10 protein-coding genes are annotated in these 13,491 nt (G+C 57.2%); 4 read left to right on the top strand and 6 right to left on the bottom strand.

Annotated features, from left to right (window positions below; genetic code table 11):
- Nucleotides 1-353 precede the first annotated feature (353 nt).
- The 3 genes from CFBP5499_RS17310 to CFBP5499_RS17300 all read left to right on the top strand — a co-directional run bounded on the left by CFBP5499_RS17310 (nucleotide 354) and on the right by CFBP5499_RS17300 (nucleotide 3,802).
- Nucleotides 354-1,034 (top strand): sugar transferase, encoded by a 681-nt coding sequence (locus tag CFBP5499_RS17310; protein ID WP_080829688.1) that lies wholly within the window; start codon nucleotides 354-356, stop codon nucleotides 1,032-1,034.
- A 193-nt stretch (nucleotides 1,035-1,227) separates the two neighbouring features.
- Nucleotides 1,228-2,484, top strand: a complete 1,257-nt coding sequence (locus CFBP5499_RS17305; protein WP_080829689.1) for a polysaccharide biosynthesis/export family protein — start codon at nucleotides 1,228-1,230, stop codon at nucleotides 2,482-2,484.
- Nucleotides 2,485-2,491: 7 nt separating this feature from the next.
- Entirely contained in the window at nucleotides 2,492-3,802 is a 1,311-nt protein-coding gene (locus CFBP5499_RS17300) for an O-antigen ligase family protein (protein ID WP_080829690.1), read from the top strand.
- A 78-nt stretch (nucleotides 3,803-3,880) separates the two neighbouring features.
- Here CFBP5499_RS17300 and CFBP5499_RS17295 read toward each other — a convergent pair whose 3' ends face one another.
- The 5 genes from CFBP5499_RS17295 to CFBP5499_RS17275 all read right to left on the bottom strand — a co-directional run bounded on the left by CFBP5499_RS17295 (nucleotide 3,881) and on the right by CFBP5499_RS17275 (nucleotide 11,240).
- Nucleotides 3,881-4,375, bottom strand: a complete 495-nt coding sequence (locus CFBP5499_RS17295; protein ID WP_080829691.1) for a hypothetical protein — start codon at nucleotides 4,373-4,375, stop codon at nucleotides 3,881-3,883.
- An 83-nt stretch (nucleotides 4,376-4,458) separates the two neighbouring features.
- Nucleotides 4,459-5,817: an HlyD family type I secretion periplasmic adaptor subunit gene (locus tag CFBP5499_RS17290; RefSeq protein WP_080829692.1), complete on the bottom strand. Its 1,359-nt coding sequence runs from the start codon at nucleotides 5,815-5,817 to the stop codon at nucleotides 4,459-4,461.
- An 8-nt stretch (nucleotides 5,818-5,825) separates the two neighbouring features.
- Entirely contained in the window at nucleotides 5,826-8,036 is a 2,211-nt protein-coding gene (locus CFBP5499_RS17285) for a type I secretion system permease/ATPase (RefSeq protein WP_080829693.1), read from the bottom strand.
- Nucleotides 8,037-8,104: 68 nt separating this feature from the next.
- Complete coding sequence (locus CFBP5499_RS17280; protein WP_080829694.1) at nucleotides 8,105-10,126, bottom strand: hypothetical protein; 2,022 nt, start codon at nucleotides 10,124-10,126, stop codon at nucleotides 8,105-8,107.
- 148 nt (nucleotides 10,127-10,274) lie between these two features.
- Nucleotides 10,275-11,240, bottom strand: a complete 966-nt coding sequence (locus CFBP5499_RS17275) for a fibrinogen-binding protein (protein WP_080829695.1) — start codon at nucleotides 11,238-11,240, stop codon at nucleotides 10,275-10,277.
- 911 nt (nucleotides 11,241-12,151) lie between these two features.
- Between CFBP5499_RS17275 and CFBP5499_RS17270 the strand changes: the two genes are divergently transcribed.
- On the top strand, nucleotides 12,152-12,922 hold the full coding sequence (locus tag CFBP5499_RS17270; RefSeq protein WP_080829696.1) for a helix-turn-helix domain-containing protein: 771 nt from the start codon (nucleotides 12,152-12,154) through the stop codon (nucleotides 12,920-12,922).
- A 59-nt stretch (nucleotides 12,923-12,981) separates the two neighbouring features.
- On the opposite strand, the gene CFBP5499_RS17265 is transcribed toward CFBP5499_RS17270, so the two are convergent.
- The gene (locus CFBP5499_RS17265) at nucleotides 12,982-13,332 is read right to left on the bottom strand and encodes a hypothetical protein (RefSeq protein WP_080829697.1); all 351 of its coding nucleotides are present in this window, start codon (nucleotides 13,330-13,332) and stop codon (nucleotides 12,982-12,984) included.
- Nucleotides 13,333-13,491: the final 159 nt, after the last annotated feature.

Here is a 13,491-nt window from a genome sequence, read left to right as displayed (position 1 = left end):
AATAGTCTGTCACGGACATAGCTCTTCTTCGCGTTCCTGTCTCATCTCCGCAAGTCATAAGAAACACATAAGAAAAGACTGTCGACGGTGCAAAACCCAATACATGAGGCGGCGATACCCATGCTCTCAACACATGGCCATCGGCACATTTGTTGCTTTTTTATGCAACCGTTAATATTGCCCGGGGGTTGATCGGCCGCTCGCGCAAGAAATCGCATAGACGGTTATGGGCAATGTGCCTTACAAAAAATCTATTAGCATCAAATTCCGAACACAGACTTGTTATCTCTTTTAGACGGAAAGACGCGCCTCCGGGCACCGACCAATCGCAAAACATAAATGGAGTTCTCTCTATGAAGTCCGCGACCCAATCGGCTGAACAGACATTCAGCAGCTCCGAAGATTTCGATGTCAGTTTCCCTATCGGGGGCATCGCAAAACGCAGCTTCGATATGACATCGGCTGCGCTTGCGCTGCTCATCTTCAGCCCGATATTCCTGTTGATTGCCGTACTGGTGAAACTTTCCGATCCCGGTCCGATCTTTTATGGTCACCGGCGTGTGGGACATAATGGCCGCTATTTCCATTGCCTGAAATTCAGGACGATGGCGATGAACGGCGATGAGATGTTGCGGCAATATCTTGCCGCCAATCCGGAAGCCGCCGAGGAATGGCGCGCGACCCGCAAGCTCAAGAACGATCCGCGCGTCACCGCTGTTGGTGCCGTGCTGCGCAAGCTCTCCCTCGACGAGTTGCCGCAGCTTCTCAACATCATCCGTGGTGAAATGAGCGTGGTTGGTCCGCGCCCCGTCGTCGACGAGGAGCTGAGCTATTATGAAAACGCTGCCGCTTATTATCTCAGCACCCGTCCGGGCCTGACCGGCCTGTGGCAGATCAGCGGCCGCAATGACGTATCCTACAAGACCCGCGTGGCTTTCGACACGCAATATGTCCAGAACTGGTCGATGCGGCGGGATGTGTTCATCATCGTCAAGACCATTCCTGCCGTGTGCATGTCACGCGGAAGCTACTGAAAACCGATATTGAGTTCGGCTTTATCGATCTTCGTTTCGACACGCACCCTGACCGGGATCCCAAGTCCGGTTTTCGGGTGCGTTATTGGTGCTAACAATACCGGCCGCTTTTGCGGCGCTGCGCGACCGGCCATGTCCGGTTGCGCCACGGCCTGATCGCCCGCGCGGCGATCCGCTAACAGGGAGTTTCCCGATGAACGGCCTTTTTGCCGCCCGCCGCCCGTTTGTGGCTCTCGTCCTTGCCGCTTCCGTTGCCTTTGCCGCGCCTTTATCCGCAATGGCGGCGGAAGGCGCCCAATATAAGCTTGGTACCGCAGACAAGCTGCGTATCCGCGTTGCCGAGTGGCAGCCGGCCGATGGCAGCATCCGCAACTGGGATGTCATCAACGGCGATTATTCCGTTGGTCCCTCGGGTACCTTGTCATTGCCCTTCATCGGCCAGCTCGATGTTGCCGGCAAGACGCCCTCCGAAGTCAGCGATGAGATAGGTGCGCAGCTTCAGAGCAAATTCGCCCTCCGCAACCTGCCTTCAGCTTCCGTCGAGATCGCCCAGTTCCGGCCGATCTTCCTGAGCGGCGATGTGCAGACACCGGGCGAATATCCCTATGCACCCAATATCACCGTGTTGAAGGCCGTCAGCCTTGCCGGTGGTCTGCGCCGTTCCGACGCCGGGCAGCGTTTTGCCCGCGACTTCATCAATGCTCGTGGTGACGCCGCCGTCTACGACAACCAGCGGGCAAGGCTGCTCGCCCGCCAGGCGCGGCTGATTGCCGAGGTCAAGGGTGATCAAGCCATCACCAAGACTCCGGAAATGGAAAAGATCACCGAGATCGATACGCTTCTGGCCAGCGAAAGCGCGCTGATGAAATCGCGCACCGATCGTTACACCCTGCAGCTCAAGGCGCTGACGGACCTGCATGCGCTTCTGGAAAGCGAAGTGGAATCGCTGAAGAAGAAATCGGAGACGCAGAACCGCCAGCTCCAGCTCGCCAATGAGGATCGCGACCGCGTCAACCGGTTGAACGAGCAGGGGTTGGCACTGTCGCAGCGGCGTATTTCCGCAGAAGAGCGCGCGGCCGAGGTGGAATCCACCCTTCTCGATATCGACACGCAGTCGCTGCGCGCCAAGCAGGACATCAACAAGGCGACCCAGGACGAGATCAACCTGCGCAACGACTGGGTGGCCCAGCGCTCCAAGGAATTGCAGGATACGGAAGCGGAACTCGACAAGCTCAATCTGCAGCTGACCACAAGCCGCGAGCTGATGTCGGAAGCGCTGGCGCAATCGGCCGAGGCGATCCGTTTTGATCCCTCGGGCAAATCCGCCACCATCGGCTATGTCGTGGTGCGCGAGGAAAATGGCAAGCCGAAGGAGCAGAAGGTGGATGAAAACACGCTTCTCCAGCCCGGCGATGTCATCAAGGTCTCGTCTGAAATCCTGATGCAGTGAGGTTTCAATGCGGATCGCCAAATCGGCGCTGATCGATCCCGAATGCAACGAGGTTTACGGAATGGCGGCCATCGCGCTGTCATTCTTCGTTTTCGCCTATTCGTCGCGCTTCGGAATGGTTTCGGTTCTGGCCTATTATGGCTTGTGGCTGCCGCTTGTCGTGGTGGATTACCGGCGCGTGCTCGGCAATTATCCGCGTTATCTCTGGATATTCGGTTTCGGCATTTTGACCGTGCTGTCCAGCTTCTGGTCGGAAGCCGCCTCGGTGACCATGCGCGCCTCTATCCAATATATGACGCATATCGTCTGCGCGCTGATCGCCATGCGGGTGATCTCCATCCGCACGCTGACACGCGGCGCATTGATCGGCATCACCCTTGTTCTGCTCTATTCGCTGCTGTTCGGTATCTATCTCTTCGATGCGCTTGACGGTACCTATAGTTTCGTCGGTGCTTTTTCGTCCAAGAACCAGCTCGGCTTTTACGCCTCTCTGGGCGTCATCTTCGCTGCCTCCTCGGTGCTGGTCCTGAAACAGAGGGGCATCTGGCTGCCGATCGCCGGCGTTACCGGGCTGTTATCGGCCTATAGTCTCGTCGCGTCGCAATCGGCCACATCCGCCATCACCACGGCGGCGGTGGTGGCCCTTATCATCGGTTTCATTCCAATCGGCATGCTATCGCCGGCAAATCGCAAGATGACGTTCTTTGCGCTTGGCGGCCTCGGTGCATTGCTGGTCATCGCTTCCCTGCAATTCGGCCTGCTCGATGCCATTCTCGGCATTTTCGGCAAGGATTCGACGCTGACCGGGCGAACCTATCTCTGGCAGCAGGGCATCGAGGCGGGAAAACAGACACCCATTCTCGGTGTCGGTTATCAGGGGTTCTGGGTGGTGGGTTTCGCCGATGCCGAACGGCTGTGGAACGATTTTTTCATTACCGGTCGCAGCGGCTTCCATTTCCACAATACCTATATCGAGACGGTGGTGGAAAACGGCATGGTTGGCGTGCTGCTGCTTGCCATGGTGCTCTACGGAACGCTGCTCGGGCATTTGCGCTCGGTGCTGATGCGAAAGAGCGATCCGCAGGGCGTCATCCTGTTCGCGATCTGCGCCCAGTTCGTTGTCCGCTCCTTCGTGGAGATCGACATCATCTTCCCTTACCAGATCGGCTCGTTCCTGCTTTATTTCGCGGCCGGGAAACTGTGCCTGCCGGCGAGGTCTGTGCAGGGTGGAATGCAATTATCTGGAGTTCGTGACGCCTCCTCCCACCGTCATCCCGGCCTTGAGCCGGAATCCAGCCAGCCCAAGTCCCTGGGCTGAAAAGACTTCTCCCGCGCGCAGGCAGTGTTCCGGCACAAGGCCGGAATGACGGAAGAGAGCTACTTCCAGCCGTCAACTCTATAAATAATTTGCTGAAACATGCGGGCTGGCGTGGATGAAACTCCACATGTCCTTGCTGACCGCGACGATATCGGCGATCGACTTTTCGAGGTGCTCGATTTCCTTCTCATCCATGCGCTCGACCTTGCCGTAACGCACCTGACTGTCATCCTCCACCAGCCGCATCAGTTGCGTGCTGGCGACATCGCCTTTTTCATCGAAGGAATAGATGCAGTGATTATATTTGTTGCGCGTCCTCGCTTCCTTCTTCAGCCGCGCCATGATGGAGAGGATGGTCTTGCGGTCCTTCGCATCGGTGGAAGGAAGCTTCGCCAGGCGCTCGATCAAATCCATGCGCGCCCGCGTGGTATTGAGCGTCAGGAACACGACAATGGCCGCTTCCTTCTCCACTTTCAGGAGATGGACGATCAGATAGATCATCAGGCTTTCCGTGTTGGTCCACACGTAGTTCAGCCTGCCCACCAGCAGCAATACATCCGACATCGCCGCCATGCCGCTTCTCCCGCCCTGACGAATAGACCGATATTATATGTCGACCTATCCGGGAATGACAGTATTACGCCGCTGTTATTTCTTCATCTTTCCTTGAAGGCGCGCGACATGCTGTCGGCGATCGGCTTGGTCAGATATTCGAAGAAAGTCCGCTCCGAAGTCTGGATGAGAACGTCGGCCGGCATGCCGGGCACGGGGTGGAAATTATGCACCTTGGCGATTTCCTCGTCGGAGATCTGCACGCGCACGATATAGACGTCTTTCACCTGAAGACCGGCATTTTCCTCGATACTGTCTGCCGAAACATAAAACACCTTGCCGTTCAGAACCGGCGTGGTGCGGCGGTTGAGCGCGGAGAGGCGAATTGCGGCGGTCTGGCCCTCATGCAACTGGTCGATGGAGGTTCTGAGCACCTGCGCTTCCAGAATCAGGGGAACATGGGCCGGCAGGATTTCCATGATCGGCTTGCCCGTCGTGATGACGCCGCCCGGCGTATGGTAATAGGCGCGCACCACGGTGCCGTTGACGGGGGAGCGGATGACGGTGCGTTCCAGCACTTCGGCTGCGCCGCGCACCTGTTCGCGCACGCTGTCGAGATCGGATTCCGCGATCTCCAGCGCGTCCAGTGCCGCCTGCTTGTTGGCATTGACGGCAATGACTGCTTCCTGGTTGAATTTGGCGATTTCCGCCTCGCTCTGGTTCATTTCCCCGGTCAGCCGGGCGATATCGCCCATGGCGTCGGCAATGGCGCGTTCGAGCGCCAGCATGTCGGTCTTGCGGATGACGCCATCCTTGGCGAGCCTTTCCTTGGAATCCCGTTCCTGGGTCAAAAGCGCCAGTTGCCGGTCGAAGGACTGTTTCTGCCCGTCATAGCCCGCAAAGCGAAACTCCAGCGACTTGATGTTCTTGTTGATCAGATTCAACTGTTCTTCCAGCTTGACGAGCTTGCTGTGGAACACGACGTTCTGGCTCTGGATGATGGATTTGATATCGGGATCGCTCGCTTCCTTCATGACGATCTCGGGCACCTTGAAGCTCTTTTCGCCCTGGGCTTCGGCGCGCAGGCGCGTGACGATGGTTTCGAGGCGAAGGCGCCTCAATTGGAACATGCGTTCATTGGCAAGCGCCGTCGTCTTGTCGAGGGTCAGAAGAACGTCTCCGACCTTGACCGTGTCGCCCTCGCTGACCATCATTTCCTTGATGATGCCGCCTTCCAGATGCTGGACCACCTTGTTGTTACCGGTGGCGACGAAGCTGCCCTGGGCGATGATGGCGGAGGAGAGCGGCGCGGTGCCGGCCCAATATCCGAAACCGCCGAAAGAGGCGAGCAGCACCGCAAGACCGATTGAGCTGTGCAGCCGTATCGAGCGCGGCACTTCGCTGTACCATTCCAGCTGGCCCTGGGGTTTGATTTCGGCGATGGCGTTTTTCTTCTTGAACATGATGATCCTCAACCCTCGATCTGCGGCGACTGGCTGGCCGGGCGGCCATTGCCGGAAAGCGCCTTCAGCACGTCCATCCTTTCGCCGAACATGGCGACCGATCCGTCCTTCAGCACCATGATCTTGTCGACGCATTGCAGGAGCGCCGGTCGCTGGGTGATGGTGACTGTCGTGATGCCCTGTTTCTTGGCGTGCAGCAGCGCCTTGGCCAGTGCCTGTTCGCCCTGCGTATCGAGGTTGGAGTTCGGCTCGTCCAGCACCACGAATTTGGGATCGCCGAAGAAGGCGCGGGCAAGCGCGATGCGCTGTTTCTGGCCGCCGGAAAGCGGCGCGCCATCGGCGGCGACGACGGTCTCATAACCCTGCGGGAAACCGGCGATCAACTCGTGGACGTCGGCCAGCACCGCAGCTTCGTAAATCTGCCGGTCCTCGATATCGTCGCGCATACGGCAGATATTGGCCTTGATGGTGCCGGGGAAAAGCTGCACATCCTGCGGCAGATAACCGATGCTTTCGCCGAATTGCCGCTGATCCCAATTGCGCAGATCCATGAGGTCGAGACGGACATTGCCTGAGGTGGGTAGGATGGAACCCACCAGCATCTTGCCGAGCGTCGTCTTGCCGGAGCCGGAATTGCCGATGATGGCGAGCGATTCCCCCTTTTTCAGCGAAAAGGAAATCCCGTTCAAAATCACCTTCTTCTGCGGCGGGGGCACGAAAAGGATGCGCTCCACATCGAGACGCCCTTCCGGATTGGGCAGACGCAGGCGAGGGAAGTTGAGCGGCGAATTGATGAGAAGCTGCTTGATGCGGCCATAGGCGGCGGCGGATTTGTTGAACTGATGCCAGCCTTCGATTGCGCCTTCGATGGGGGCGAGGGCCCGGCCGGAAATGATGGAGGCTGCGATGACCATGCCGCCCGTCAGTTCGCCTGATAGCGACAGATGCGCACCCCAGCCTAAAAGCGCTATCTGGGTGACCATGCGCGCTGCCTTGGAAACGCCCGAGAACATGATGTTGCGGTCCTGCGCAGCCACATGGGATTTCAGGGAACCAGCGGTTTCACGACCCCACATCTTCACGGCTTCAGGGATCATGGCGAGCGCATTGATGATCTGCGAATTGCGCGACATGGAATCGAGGTGGAAATTGGCGCGGCTGAGATAGCCCGAGGCTTCGGAGAACTGTCGTGCAGTGAAGCGCTGGTTGAGCCAGGCAATGCCGAAAAGCACCACGCAGCAAACCATGATGATGATGCCGAGATGCGGGTGGACGAGATAGACAACCACGATGAAGAGCGGCATCAGCGGTGCGTCGAGAAAGGCGATCAGGGTTCCCGATGTCAGGAAGGAACGCAGCTGCTGAAGGTCCTGCAATGTCTGGTAATCCTTGCCGCTGCCGTGGAGCGAGGCGCGGGCGGCCGCAGACAGGATCGGTGCCCCGAGCTGCACTTCGAGCTCGACGGCGGTGCGCATCAGGATGAAGCGGCGAATGGCATCCATGAAGGCCTGCAGCAGAACCGCGCCGAGAACGGCGACTGTCAGCATGACAAGCGTGTCCATGGAGCGGCTGGTCAGAACCCGGTCGGAAATCTGGAACAGATAAAGCGGTATGGCGAGCAGCAGGATGTTGATGGCGACGGTGAACAGCATCACCACCACCATGTTTCGTCTGACCGCAGCGATACCCTTGGCGAGACTTGCGGCGAAATTGATCGGTTCGCTGCGCTTATGGAAGCCGCTATGGCTTCCACCGCCGCCGCCACCACCGCCGCCATGATCCTCCGGCTCCTTTCCGCCGCCACCGCCGCCGGTAACGGGCCTGCGCTCATTTTCGCGGATCGGCCCGTCATTATTGTCGATGGTTTTGACGAAAGGTAGATCGGGCGCAGTTTTCAGTTCCGTATTGTCGGTCTTTGCTGCCGGTTCCGGGGTTGGCTCGGGTTGCCGGCCCGGTCGGGCCTCGGGCTCTATCGGCGGAACATCCCGCATCTGCGGGGACTGAATGGTCGTCTGGGAGGTCTGTGGCGGTGTAGTCGCGGCGACGGGCACCGCTGCCTTTGACGGTTCATCCGCGCCGGACAATTGGCGCAGGTTCTCAACGGCTTCATTGATGGCTGAAATACAGGCGTCCGTCAGTTTGCTGTCTTCTGCCTCTTGATCCAGCGGCAAGTCGAGCGAACGTCCGTCGGCAATGGTTTTTCTTGAAATATGATCCATTTATATCGGTCCCCTCGATGATCTTGCGGCATCTGCGGTTTTGCTGGCAGCATTGCCGCCGGCAAAACCTATGCGGTGACCGCTTGCATGACGTCGGATGAATGGGCGTTCGACCACGACATGTCGTGACCGGCATTGATGACGCCATTGGATTCGTTTTCGATGGTTGCGGGGTCGTCGTGCAGAAATGCGATGACCTCATTGGCCAACTGGCCCGGCTGGGCGGGCTGCGACGTATCGTTTTCGATGATGCCGCCCTGTATCAGTATCGCATCGGAATAGACGCCGCCGGCGACATAGGTGGTGGAGCCGAAACTGTCGTAATCGATTATCTGCGCCAGATTGATCACGGCGTTGCTGCCGGTATCGATATGAACGGTGGCATCGTCGTTGTTTTCGAGAACCTTTGCCGCGGCCTGGGTCACGTCATCGGAATCGCCGAGTACGCTGACCTGTTTGATGATGCTGACGTCATAAAGGTTGCCAGTGATGTAGAGGACGTTCAGTCCCTCATAGCCGGCAAAGTTCGCGTCATGAGCCAGCGCATTGGGCATATTGGGGTCACGCTCGTTGATCGCGTTCACCGTCTGCTGCATGTAATCCGGCATGGTCTCGAACCGGTCGTTGCCGCCGACATTGTGAATCGAGGCGTCATTCCAGAGCAGGTTGTTACCGGATTGAATGGTGGCGCCATCAGGCGCATTGGAATTGGCGCGTGCCCAGTCATTGTCATAAAGCACGGCGATCTGGCTGATGAGGTTCATGTCGAGCACATTGCCGCCGACGATGATCAGATCGTATTGCATGCCGATGCCGAGGAAATTGGCGATGTTGAGGGCGGCATTGCCCCCCGTCAGCAGGCTGACGCTCGCGCCTGAAGTGGTGATCGTCATCGTGTCGTTGTCGCTGACGAACTGGTACTGCTCGATCCAGTGGACGAAGGAGACATCCCCCTCCAGCACGCTGACACGCCAGGCCGTTGGGAATATTGGCGGTTCACCCGTCTCATGGCTGTCCGCTGCGGCATTTTCCGCGCCGGGATAGATGCTGCGCTGGAAGCTGGCGATATTATAGGCGGCTGTTTCGGCCTGATCTTCGGAGCGGGTGAAGACGGACGAAATCTCGTCCCGGTCGCTATAGATATAGGCTTGGGTGATAGCGTCGATCTGGTGATAGTCGCCCATGACCGCGGTCACTGAGGTCATGACGCCGGTATTGACCAGCGTGGCGATGTTGGCGACGACATTGGCGCCTGCGGCCACATCAAGGCTGTTGCCGGCAGGGCTGTCCTCATGCAGCGGCACATCGCTCTTTTCCGGCTCTTCCGGTGGCTTGGCGATACCGCGATCGGGCATGTAGTCGTCAAGAACAGGCTTTTCGCTGGCTGCAACGCCGTTGATGTAGAGGCCGTTGATATCGTTACCCGCCAGAACGAAATCCTGGTCGGCACCGGTGCCGAGCGAGGTCACGTCGTTTTCGCGGGCGTGGTCGATGTAATCATGTGCGGATTTGGCGAGCGCCTGCAGTGCGTCGTAACTGTCGGTGCGCTGGAAACCGGCAAAAGGCGTGAAGACGGACGCTTCATTGTAGAACTCGACGGTGCGTGCGGTCACGAAACTCGTGTCGCGGGCCACATTGGGACCGTCAGTCATGTTCAGATAGTCGTCATCCTGAAGGATATTGACTTGTGCGGCATGGGCGATCACTGAGCCGGGGCCCGTATGGATCACCAGTTCGCGCTCGTCCTCGAAGGAGAGACGACCTGGAAAACGGAAGTTGGCGGCGGAAATATCGACGGGTATCGCATTTGCAAGCTGCTGCATGTCGTGTTCGACCATGCGCGCGAAATGCGGTTGCAGATAATCGAAATCATAATAGCCGGCGCGATATTTGACGCCGGGATCGTAATCCTCAAGCGGAACGTCGTAGTTTTTGTCGAGAAGCTTTGCGGCTTCATCGTCCGGCAGACGGTCCGGATTGGAATGCGCCGGGCCTTCGCTGTAGTTGCTTCTCAGACGCGCTTCCTCGATCACCGTGTCGAACAGGCCGATGAAATGCGCGATCATGTCTGAAATTCTGTCGATAGACATTGCAGGTCCCTCCCTGATCATCGCGGCAGGACCTTGGAGTGGCGGGCACACATCTCAGAGGCGGTGCTTCATTTCGCCAAGTCAGGTCTTTTAACCGCGAACTGCACCGGCGGGTGCCGGTGCAGCTCTTTTCGTAGAGAGGTGACTATCAGGAGTGATCTTCACCGACATCGGACACATGCGAGTTACCGCCTGTGATCGTGACATCAACGGCATTGGAGAGCATGTTGGCGCCCTGCACCAGTTCCAGATGGAAGCCGGAATTTGCAAGGATTGCCGATGCATCTGCAGTGCTGGTACCTGCTGCGTCGTCGCCGGCCTTGAGGTCCCATCCCTTGCCGTCGATGCCTTCGGCGCCATAGGCGTCGCCTGCATTGGCGCTCAGGTGGTTTTCAGCGCCACCGTTCTGCATCTTGATGTCATAGGCGACATCCTGATCGGCCAGGTGGTTGGCCTGTACCATGCTGAAGCCAGTGTCGTTGCCATCGCCATTCAGCGAGGAGTTGAGGATATTGTCGACGTCGAGGGTGAAGGAGAAGTCGTCACCCAGGTTGAAGGTGAGATCCCCACCGGCGATGCCGAGATTGCCGACATCCTTGACGCCGGTGATGTTCCCGAAGTCGTCATCCGACTTGTAGAAACTGTCAGCGGAATTGAAGCTGTCGGAGGTCGTCGTGGTCTTGGTGGAGGTGTCGTTGTCGGAATAGGAGAACGTCTTGTTGTCCGTATCCGTGACCGTCTTCACATTGGTGTCGTTGTCGCTGTACGACTTGCTTTCGTAGCTCCAGTCGTAATCGGTCTTGATGTCGGTATTGGTTTCAGTGCTGGTCTTGGTCGTCGTGTCGTTATCGCTGTACGACTTGCTGTCATAGCTCCAGTCATAGTCGTTGTCGCGATTGTCACCATTGCCCACAGCGACGTCCACCTTGGCGTCGATATCGACATCCGTGTTGGTGCTGTTGTCGCTGTTGTCGTTGTTGCGGTTTTCGCCATTTGCGGTGCCGACATTGCTGTCTTCAACCTTGGCGTCATTGGTCGAGGTGTTGGCAAAACCCTCGGAAAGCGCGCCGATCTTGGTGATGTCGTCGCCAGCTGGCTGTGGATTGTAACCCATTTCGATTTCCTCCGAAAAAGCTCGGAGCAGCTTTCGAAATCCCTCTCATCTCAAACGGGATTTTTTCGCGCTTGCTCCGGTCGCACATATGGATTGATATTTGCAGATGCACTCGGTACGCATCATCTGCGGCTCGGTATCGGCCCGTGACCGGGCTCTCGTCGTTCAGCCCTTTGTGCGCTACTCGGTAAAAAGGCGCACAAATCCGTTCCTCGCTCCAAAGGGGAGCGCGGTGGCTTCGTCTTTTTTTGCTTGCATGTTTCTTGAAAAGGGACCGGCGTTTTCAAACACACGTTAAAGCCGGCAATGTCTTTTCATCGGTCGCCGTTGAGCGACGGTCAGACTGTGCCGCAGAAAAATTGCGCTTCCTAGATATCAATTCGGGCTAAACACATCGGCGTTTTACTCCGAATATATATGTCGCCGGGGCGGTGATAGGGGGCTGTTCGTCAAGTCGGAGGCAAAGAAAGCCTGTTTGGGCAGGGCAGGACGGCTGTTTCTGAAAACATGGTTTATTTCGGCGGGAAAGCGCCCGCATCCCAAAAAGAAACAGCTTCGGACGTCGTTCGCCGACGAGCTATGTAAATGGATATCAACTAAAAGTTATATTTTACCGGATTGCAAAACCACAGCGAAAGCTTTTCCGATGTGTTTGTTTTTGCAGCGGTTCCGGGATGAATGATTCTATCTCGCTGTAACCTGTTTTGTATGTCAATTGTAAAAAATAACCCGTTTGGGCCATTTATTTACACAGCTTTTCGTATTAGCTTGCGTTAATTAACGGGTAATTAATGATAGTTGACATGGCCTGAGGTGGGAAAAAGCCCCTAAGTATCCAGGGGGAGGCCCGACGGACGACAGACTGCACAACCAAAAAGAAAGTAATGCGTAAGCGCTTTAGGGAGGCGTCAATGTTCATGGGAACGTCAGATTATTCAGCAAAACAAAAAAATGCCGTTGCTCCTATAAATGGAACTTTATTGATCATAGCGGACCCGGATCTGTTTTCCGAGTGCCTCACGGAGGCGTTGGGCAAAAAGTTCCCCACGTTCGCGGTGGTGAGCATAAAGTCGTCGGCGGAGATCGATGATGATTACGGCAATAGTGTCCGCCTCGTCTTGCCTTACCGGATGTCGGGTGAACGGCTTCACACCGTTCTCTCGGAGGTTCGGGAAAAGCACCCCGACGCGCCGATCGCACTTGTCGTCGAAACCATCGATAAATTCGAGGAGCCGCTGAAGCGGCTGGTGGGGATGCGCGTCATCGATGGCGTGCTGCCGCTCAATCTCCGGCTCGATGTCTTCATGGCCGCCGTCGATCTGCTGATGAAGGGGGGAGAGCATTTTCCCGCCGCTCTTCTTGGCAAGCTCACGCCTTATTCGCCGTCCGTCAGCGGCAAAAGCGTTCAAAGCAATGCCGTGATCGCCAACCGCGCCGATGCCCTTGCCGCAGGTAGGAGCGAAGCGGCGGCGCTGACGACACGCGAAGTGCAGATCCTCGACCTTTTGTGCAAGGGCACGCAGAACAAGATCATCGCTGATCGCCTGCATCTGTCCGAGAACACGGTCAAGGTTCACGTTCGCAACATCTATAAGAAAATGAACGTGCGCAACCGCACGGAGGCGGCATCGCGCTTCTTCCACAAGGATGAAGACGCAAGCTTCTCCGGCTGGAAGAACTGAGCGTCAGGCCGGTCTTGGCCGACCGGACGCCAGTTGCTTCCAAGGTTTCTGCCCGAGGCTCAGGGCCTCAGGAAGCAGCGGGATTTCTGCCCGAATCCGCTCGGTGAGCAGATATAGGGAGAAGAACCGAAATAGGCGTGCCGTGATACGGCGGGCGTATCCGAGGCATCGGCAACAAGCGTAACGGCGGCGTTGCCCGTTTTTTGATAACCGTAGGACGCCTTCGCCGGAGCAACCCGGCTCTTGATCGTGGTGGTATCGGAAGACGCGGTCTTGATGAGAACGGCGTCTTCGACAACGGAGCATGACGCCGTCGCGAAGGTGAAAGTCACGAGTGCTGCGGCAACAAGCGCGAAGCGACAATGGCGGGCTGCTTTGCCGCTATGGGAATAAGGCATTTCATTCGTCATGTGTGTCCCCTGAAATCGACTGTCTGTCGCATCTCGCCGGGCGGTTTTGTTCCCGGTGGACCGAGCCTTACAAAACCAGGATAGCCCCGACTGGTTGAGCGAAGCTTGCGCTAATGCTCAATAAGAAAGGCATAATGGAGGCATAGTTAAAAAGTATTA

The sequence above is a fragment of the Agrobacterium tumefaciens genome (assembly GCF_005221325.1).
Lineage (GTDB): Bacteria > Pseudomonadota > Alphaproteobacteria > Rhizobiales > Rhizobiaceae > Agrobacterium.
Note: the sequence above shows the minus strand (reverse complement) of the source record. Positions and strands in the feature narration are given on the sequence as shown.

What these genes read in the sequence shown, in the direction of transcription:
- CFBP5499_RS17300 (WP_080829690.1), top strand. Translation starts at nt 2,492, where the DNA reads ATGCGGATCGCCAAATCGGCGCTGATCGATCCCGAATGCAACGAGGTT.
- CFBP5499_RS17285 (WP_080829693.1), bottom strand. Translation starts at nt 8,036, where the DNA reads ATGGATCATATTTCAAGAAAAACCATTGCCGACGGACGTTCGCTCGAC.
- CFBP5499_RS17305 (WP_080829689.1), top strand. Translation starts at nt 1,228, where the DNA reads ATGAACGGCCTTTTTGCCGCCCGCCGCCCGTTTGTGGCTCTCGTCCTT.
- CFBP5499_RS17265 (WP_080829697.1), bottom strand. Translation starts at nt 13,332, where the DNA reads ATGACGAATGAAATGCCTTATTCCCATAGCGGCAAAGCAGCCCGCCAT.
- CFBP5499_RS17295 (WP_080829691.1), bottom strand. Translation starts at nt 4,375, where the DNA reads ATGGCGGCGATGTCGGATGTATTGCTGCTGGTGGGCAGGCTGAACTAC.
- CFBP5499_RS17310 (WP_080829688.1), top strand. Translation starts at nt 354, where the DNA reads ATGAAGTCCGCGACCCAATCGGCTGAACAGACATTCAGCAGCTCCGAA.
- CFBP5499_RS17290 (WP_080829692.1), bottom strand. Translation starts at nt 5,817, where the DNA reads ATGTTCAAGAAGAAAAACGCCATCGCCGAAATCAAACCCCAGGGCCAG.
- CFBP5499_RS17275 (WP_080829695.1), bottom strand. Translation starts at nt 11,240, where the DNA reads ATGGGTTACAATCCACAGCCAGCTGGCGACGACATCACCAAGATCGGC.
- CFBP5499_RS17280 (WP_080829694.1), bottom strand. Translation starts at nt 10,126, where the DNA reads ATGTCTATCGACAGAATTTCAGACATGATCGCGCATTTCATCGGCCTG.
- CFBP5499_RS17270 (WP_080829696.1), top strand. Translation starts at nt 12,152, where the DNA reads ATGTTCATGGGAACGTCAGATTATTCAGCAAAACAAAAAAATGCCGTT.